4 protein-coding genes and 1 pseudogene are annotated in these 6,662 nt (G+C 77.3%); 2 read left to right on the top strand and 3 right to left on the bottom strand.

The genetic code is table 11. The features are described 5' to 3' along the window. Nucleotides 1-216: pseudogene (locus tag AKI01S_RS51480) on the bottom strand (short-chain dehydrogenase); the annotation flags it as partial. 83 nt (nucleotides 217-299) lie between these two features. Here AKI01S_RS51480 and AKI01S_RS47675 point away from each other — a divergent pair. Beyond that, complete coding sequence (locus tag AKI01S_RS47675; RefSeq protein ID WP_067833523.1) at nucleotides 300-3,392, top strand: AfsR/SARP family transcriptional regulator; 3,093 nt, start codon at nucleotides 300-302, stop codon at nucleotides 3,390-3,392. On the opposite strand, the gene AKI01S_RS47670 is transcribed toward AKI01S_RS47675, so the two are convergent. Together AKI01S_RS47670 and AKI01S_RS47665 are read right to left on the bottom strand one after the other, a co-directional pair. Then, a complete protein-coding gene (locus AKI01S_RS47670; protein ID WP_067833520.1) occupies nucleotides 3,338-4,033 on the bottom strand; it encodes a response regulator in 696 nt (231 codons plus the stop codon). The genes AKI01S_RS47675 and AKI01S_RS47670 overlap by 55 nt on opposite strands. Further along, nucleotides 4,008-5,606, bottom strand: coding sequence for a sensor histidine kinase (locus tag AKI01S_RS47665; protein ID WP_067833517.1), 1,599 nt, complete (start codon nucleotides 5,604-5,606; stop codon nucleotides 4,008-4,010). Before AKI01S_RS47665 ends, AKI01S_RS47670 begins: the two co-directional genes overlap by 26 nt. Before the next feature lie 482 nt (nucleotides 5,607-6,088). Here AKI01S_RS47665 and AKI01S_RS51475 point away from each other — a divergent pair. Then, nucleotides 6,089-6,662: hypothetical protein (locus AKI01S_RS51475; protein ID WP_439951716.1), on the top strand; the 574-nt coding region annotated here is incomplete at its 3' end.

Raw genomic sequence — 6,662 nt, 5'->3', positions numbered from 1 at the left:
CACGCCGCCGAGCGCGGCCGCGACGGTCGCGGGCGCGGCGTCCGGGGCCCGGCACACGGCGGAGCCGACCTCGGCGGCCGCGTCCGCCAGCTCGCCGGGCGTGCCGCCGGTCAGCAGGACCCGCGCGCCGCCCTCCACCAGGAGCTTGGCGACGGCCAGCCCGGCGCCGGTCGCGCCGCCGATGACCAGGGCCCGCAGCCCCGCGTACTTCGTCATGGCAAGGACTGTGCCGCCGGGCGCTTCGGGCCGGCTGACGGTCGGCTGACGGCCGTTCCCCGGCGCTGTGTACGGTGCAGACCATGCGGTTCGGGGTGCTGGGTCAGCTCGCGGTGTGGGACGACCGGAACGAGCCGGTCCACGTCCCCGAGGCCAAGGTCCGGGCGCTGCTGGCCGACCTGCTCGTCCACGAGGGACGGCCGGTCCCTGCGGACCGGCTGATCGACGACCTGTGGGGCGACGCCCCGCCCGGCAACCCCGCCAACGCCCTCCAGGCCAAGGTGTCCCAGCTGCGCCGCGCGCTCGGCCGCGACCGGGTGGCGCACGAGGCCGCCGGGTACCGGCTGCGGCTCGACGCCCCGGCGGACGTGGACGCCGAACGGTTCCGCGCCCTCGTCGAGCGGGCGCGGGACGTCCCCGACCCGGCGGCGCGGGCGGCGCTGCTGACCGAGGCCCTGGAGCTGTGGCGGGGCCCGGCGTTCGCGGACTTCGCCGACGCGGGGTTCGCGCGGGCGGCGGCCGACCGGCTGGACGAGCAGCGCCTGGCCGTGCTGGAGGAGCGCGCCGAGGCCCGGCTCGCGGCGGGCGACCACGTGCTGCTCGTCGGGGAGCTGACCGACCTGGTGGCCCGGCACCCGCTGCGCGAGCGCCTGCGCGCCGCCCACATGCGCGCCCTGTACCTGGCGGGCCGCCAGAGCGAGGCGCTGGACTCCTACGCCGGGCTGCGCGCCCGGCTGGCCGAGGAGCTGGGCGTCGATCCCGGCCCGGAGCTGGCCGCCCTGCACCAGGCGATCCTGCGGCAGGACCCCTCGCTCGCGCCGCCCGCCACCGGCCCCCAGGCCCCGCCGCTGCCCGCGCCGCTCACCCCGCTGATCGGCCGGGACCTCACCCTGGCGGAGGTGGAACGGCTCCTGGACGGCGCCCGGCTGGTCACGCTGACCGGGCCGGGCGGGGTCGGCAAGACGCGGCTGGCGGTCGAGGCCGCCCACCGGCTCTCCCCCGGCTCCCCCGACGGCGTGTGGCTGGTCGAGCTGGCCGGGCTGGGCGTCGGCGACGACGTCGCGCGGGCCGTCGCCGCCGTCCTCGGCGTCCGCGACGACGCGCCGGACGCCGCCCCGCTCGCCGAACGGCTCGCCGCCGCCCTGCGCGACCGCCGCCCGCTGCTGGTGCTGGACAACTGCGAGCACGTCGTCCGGTCGGCCGCCGCGCTGGCCGACCGGCTGCTGCGCGCCGTTCCGGGGCTGCGGATCCTCGCCACCGGCCGCGAGCCCCTCGACGTGGCGGGCGAGACCGTCCTGCCGGTGGAGCCGCTGCCGACCGCCGACGCGGTGCGGCTGTTCACCGAACGCGCCCGCGCCTCGGCCCCCGGCGTCGCCCTCGACGCCGACGCGGTCACCGAGATCTGCGAGCGCCTCGACGGCATCCCGCTGGCGCTGGAACTGGCCGCGACGCGGGTGCGCGGGCTGGGCGTGCGGGAGCTGGCGGCGCGGCTGGAGAACCGGTTCCGGGTGCTGACCTCGGGGCGGCGCGGCGCGCCGGAACGCCAGCAGACCCTGCGCGCGGTGATCGACTGGAGTTGGGAGCTGCTGAGCGCGCCCGAGCGGATCGTGCTGCGCCGCCTGTCGGTGCACCGCGACGGCTGCACTCTGGAGGCCGCCGAGGCGGTGTGCGCCGGGGACGGCGTGGCCCCCGAGGAGGTCCTCGACCTGGTGACCCGGCTGGTGGACCGGTCCCTGGTCGTCATGGTGGACGGCGCGGCGGGGCCGCGCTACCGGCTGCTGGAGTCGGTGGCGGCGTACGCGGGCGAGCGCCTGCGGGAGATGGAGGACCACCACGCCGCCCGCCACCGTCACCTGCGGTACCACCTGGACCTCGCCGAACGCGCCGAACCCCGGCTCCGGGGCGCCGGGCAGCGCGAATGGCTCGGCCGCCTGGACGCCGAGGCCGCCAACCTGCGGGCCGCGCTGGGCGAGGCGATCGCGCGGCGGGGTCCCGAGGCCCCCCGCCTGGTGAAGGCCCTGTGCTGGTGGTGGCTGCTGCGGGGCCGCCTCGCCGAGGGCCGCGCCCACCTGGCGTCGGCGCTACGGGACTGTCCCCCGGACCCGGAGGTCCGGGAGCTGTACCGGGCGTTCCGGCTGCTGACCGGCGACCCGCCGGCCGCGGACGAGGACGCGACGGCCATGCCCGCGTCCGCCGGCGCGGAGTCCGCGAGGGCGGCGTGGCTGCACGCGTTCGGGCTGTTCCACGCCGGCGCGCTCGCCGCCAGCGAGGACCTGGTCGCCCGCGTCCTGGACGCCTGCGACGACGAGTGGACCACCGCCGCCGCGCTCGGCCTGCGCGCCATGCACGCGCTGGTCCGGGGCGACCTCGGCGCCGTCGAACGCGACGGCCGCCGCAGCGCCGGGATGTTCCGCGCGCTCGGCGACCGGTGGGGCGAGCTCCAGTCCGTCACCCCGCTGGCCTCCCTCGCCGAGATCCGGGGCGACTACGCCGAGGCCGAGCGCCTCCAGCGCGAGGGCCTGAGCATCGCCCGCGAGCTGGACCTGGCCGCCGAGGTCTCGGCCCGCACCTCCGGGCTGGGACGGCTGGCGCTGCTCGCCCACGACTGGGACCGCGCCCGCGACCTGCACGAACGCGCCCTGCGCCAGGCCGCCGAGCAGGGGTACGTCTACGGCGAGCTGCACGCGCTGATGGGCCTGGCGCTGGGCGCGCGCCGCTCCGGCGACCTGGCCGCCGCCGAACGGCACCTGACCCGCATCCGCGACGAGCACACGTCCTCGGAGATCGGCGAGCACCTGCTGGCGGCCGAGTTCGGGTTCCTCGCCGAGATGCGCGGGAACGCCGCCGAGGCCGCCGAGCACCACCGGCGCGGTCTGAAGATCGCCCGGTCGGTCGCCGAGCCCCGCGCCGTCGCCCTGTCCCTGGAGGGCCTGGCGGGCGCGGCGGTCCTCGCCGGGGAGCCCGAGCGCGCCGCGCTGCTGCTGGGCGCGGCCGACGCGGCGCGCCGGTCGGTGGGCGCCCCGCTGCCGCCCGGCGAACGCCTCGACGTCGACCGGATCACGGCGGCGGCGACCCGGGTCCTCGGCGCGGCGGCGTTCGCGGCGGCGTTCCGGGAGGGCGGCTACTGGTCGGCGGGCTCGTGGCCGCCGCCCGGCACCACCACACCGGACTCGTAGGCCAGCATCACCGCCTGCGCGCGGTCCCGCAGCCCCAGCTTCGTGAACACGCGCGCCACGTGCGTCTTCACCGTGTGCTCACTGACCACCAGCTTCCGGGCGATCTCGCCGTTGGACAGGCCGCCCGCGATCAGCGTCAGCACCTCGGTCTCCCGGGCCGTCAGCGTCGACAGCTCCGCCGGGGCCTGCGGGCGCCGCCGCCGCTGCCGGGTGAACTCGCGGATCAGGCGGCCCGTCACCTGCGGGGCCAGCAGCGAGTCCCCGCGCGCCACCACCCGCACCGCCGACACCAGCTCCTCGGCGGTGGCGTCCTTCAGCAGGAAGCCGCTCGCCCCGACCGCCAGCGCCTCGTAGACGTACTCGTCCACGTCGAACGTCGTCAGCACCAGCACCCGCGCCCCGCCGTCCACCGAGGACGCCCACGGCTGCGCCAGGATCCGCCGGGTCGCCTCGATGCCGTCCATCCCCGGCATCCGGATGTCCATGACGACCACGTCGGGGCGGTGCGCCTCGGCCAGCCGGACGGCGTCGCGGCCGTCGGCGCCCTCGCCGACGACGGTGATGTCGGGCTGGGCGTTCAGCAGCGCCGCGAACCCGGCCCGCACGATGGTCTGGTCATCGACGATCAGCACCTTGATCATTACGAGCCGGTTCCTCCCTCGACTGCGGGGTCAGCGGAAGCTCGGCCTCCACCACGAACCCGCCCTCGGTGACCGGTCCGGCGGAGAAGCGCCCGCCCAGCATGGTCGCACGTTCCCGCATCCCCACGAGACCGTGCCCGCCGGGTCCGGCCCCGTCCGGCCCGGCCCCCTCCCCCGGGGGAACGGCGGGCTGCACGCGGGTCCGGTCCGGATCGGGGACGGTGGCCTGCGGGTCCAGTACGGCGGTACGGGAGCCGAACGCCTCCCGGTTCAACACCATCGTGGGAGCGTGCGCCCCGTCGTCGAGGACCCGCACCGCCAGCCGGTCGGGCAGGTACGTCAGCTCGACGTGGACCTCCGAGCCGGGCGCGTGCCGCCGGGCGTTCGTCAGCGCCTCCTGGACGATCCGGTACGCCGACAGCTCCACCGTCGTGGACAGCGCGCGCGGGTCGCCGCGCACCTCCAGGTCCACCCGGCCGCCCGCGCCCCGGTGCTGGTCGATCAGCTCCGGCAGCCGGTCCAGCCGCGGCTGCGGGGCCGAGTCCGGCTCGGGCCGGGCGTCGGCGCGCAGCACGCTCAGCAGCCGCCGCATCTCCACCAGCGCCTCCCGGGCCGTCTTCGCGATCTCCGCGTAGCCCTCGCGGGCCTGCGGCGACAGGCCGTCCATGGTGTAGGGCGCGGTCTCCGCCTGCACGGCGATCATGGAGACGGAGTGGGCGACGACGTCGTGCAGCTCGCGGGCGATGCGGGCGCGTTCGCGCATCACGGCCTGCTCGCGCTGCACGGCGGTCAGCCGGGTGAGGGTCTCGTTGTTGCGCTCCTGCGCGACGGCCTCGGCGTGGTCGGCGGCCTCCACGGTGCGGCGCGCGTCGCCCAGGCCGATCGCGGCCAGCACCGCCACCACGGCGGCGGGCCAGGGCACCCGGTCCAGGCTGGAGGTCGCCAGGTACACCACCGCGACGGTCGCGGCGCTGCCGACCGCCAGCACCCCCGCCGACTGGCGCGGCAGCTGCCGTCCCAGGCAGTACAGCGTGTACAGGGCCGCGAACGTGGTGGTCACCAGCAGGGTCTGCCCGGTCAGCAGGCTCGCCGCGAACGCCCCCAGCACCACCGCCGCCACCGGCCGCAGGTACTCGCGCCGCCACACCAGCGGCAGCGTCGCCGCGAGCGCGAACCCGCCCGCCACGCTCACCGGCGTCCGGACCTGCGGCGTCAGCTCGGCGACCGCCGCCAGGGCGAGGGCCAGGCCGGTCAGCGGCGCGAACCACCAGGACCGGTGGGCCTCCGCCCAGATGTTGATCCACCGGGGCAGCGGCGCGGTGACCGTGCTCGACGGCGCCGGGCCCCCGCCGGGGCCGCCCGCCCGCGGGCCGCGCCCGGTGAGCTTCGCGCCGATCCGGCGGCCGAGCGGGCGCAGCAGCGTTCCGATCCCGGTCAGCATCCACAGCAGCAGTTGCCCGACGCCCGCGACGATGCGGCCCGACAGTCTCCACGCGTGGTGGGCGAGGGCGGGGCCGAATCCGGTCGGGGCGCGTCGGTCGGTGGTCCGGTCGATGCGGTCGTCGCTGGTCACGTTCCCATGGTGACCGCTCGGACCCCCGTTTCACCTCACCATGCGGAGTTATGCGGACAGGCGGAATCCCTCTGGAGGACGACCTTCGGTCCCTCCTTCAGGGGGACGCCCCGGGGCCCGGCGGCCGCGTAATGTCTTCATCGTGACCGGCACGGCGGTCCCGCCGACGTAGGGGGTACGGCGGACCGCCAGGTCACACCAGAACCGCCCGGAATTCAGGGGCCGGGCGGGGACCGATGGGAAGGCTCCCTCGCCGGGCGGCCGTGCCAGTGCCCCTCGGGGCGCGAACGGTCATGTCCTGGGCTGGGGTCGACCGGACGCGGACGGCCGCTCCGGCGAGGGAACGGCCTTCCCACGACACACTCCAGGGTGACCAAGGCCACATCCGGCCGTCACCCATACCCGTTCCTTTGCTCACGGAACGCGCCCACCCGGCGGCCCGTTGACACATCTCCCGGAGAATCAGACGCGGGGGATCGACCATGCCACTTCTCCGCCGAAACCACGCCGCCCCGCCACGCAAGACGAGACGGGACGCGCCAACACGGGACGCGACGACGTCCACCGGGCTCGCCGGGCTCACCACGACCACCGCGCTCGCCGCACCCACCACGCTCGCCGCGCCGGCCGCGTTCACCGCCGCGTTCGCCACCGTGCTCACTGCCGCGTTCGCCGCCGTCCCGGCGCACGCCGAGTGCCGCTGCTGGCGCTTCGTCCGCCCGGAGGGGCGCCCGCCGGACGCCGTCCTGACCGAGATCACCACCCCGGCCGAACGGGCCGCCTGGGCCGTCGGGCAGAAGGGCGGCGCGCCGTTCGCCCTGGCCTGGAACGGGGCCCGCTGGACCGAGACGGCCCTGCCCGTCCCCGCCGGGACCACGCTGGAGGGCGTCTCCGCCGCCACCGCCCGCGACGCCTGGGCCGTGGGCGCGTCCGGCGGCACCGCCCGCCTGGCCCGCTGGGCGGACGGCCGCTGGACGCCCGCCGCCTTCGCGGGGACCCCGCGCGCCGTGGACGCCCGCACCCCCACCGACGCGTGGATCGCCGGGAGCGCGCGGG

The sequence above is a fragment of the Actinomadura kijaniata NBRC 14229 genome (assembly GCF_001552175.1).
GTDB lineage: Bacteria > Actinomycetota > Actinomycetes > Streptosporangiales > Streptosporangiaceae > Spirillospora > Spirillospora kijaniata.
Note: the sequence above shows the minus strand (reverse complement) of the source record. Positions and strands in the feature narration are given on the sequence as shown.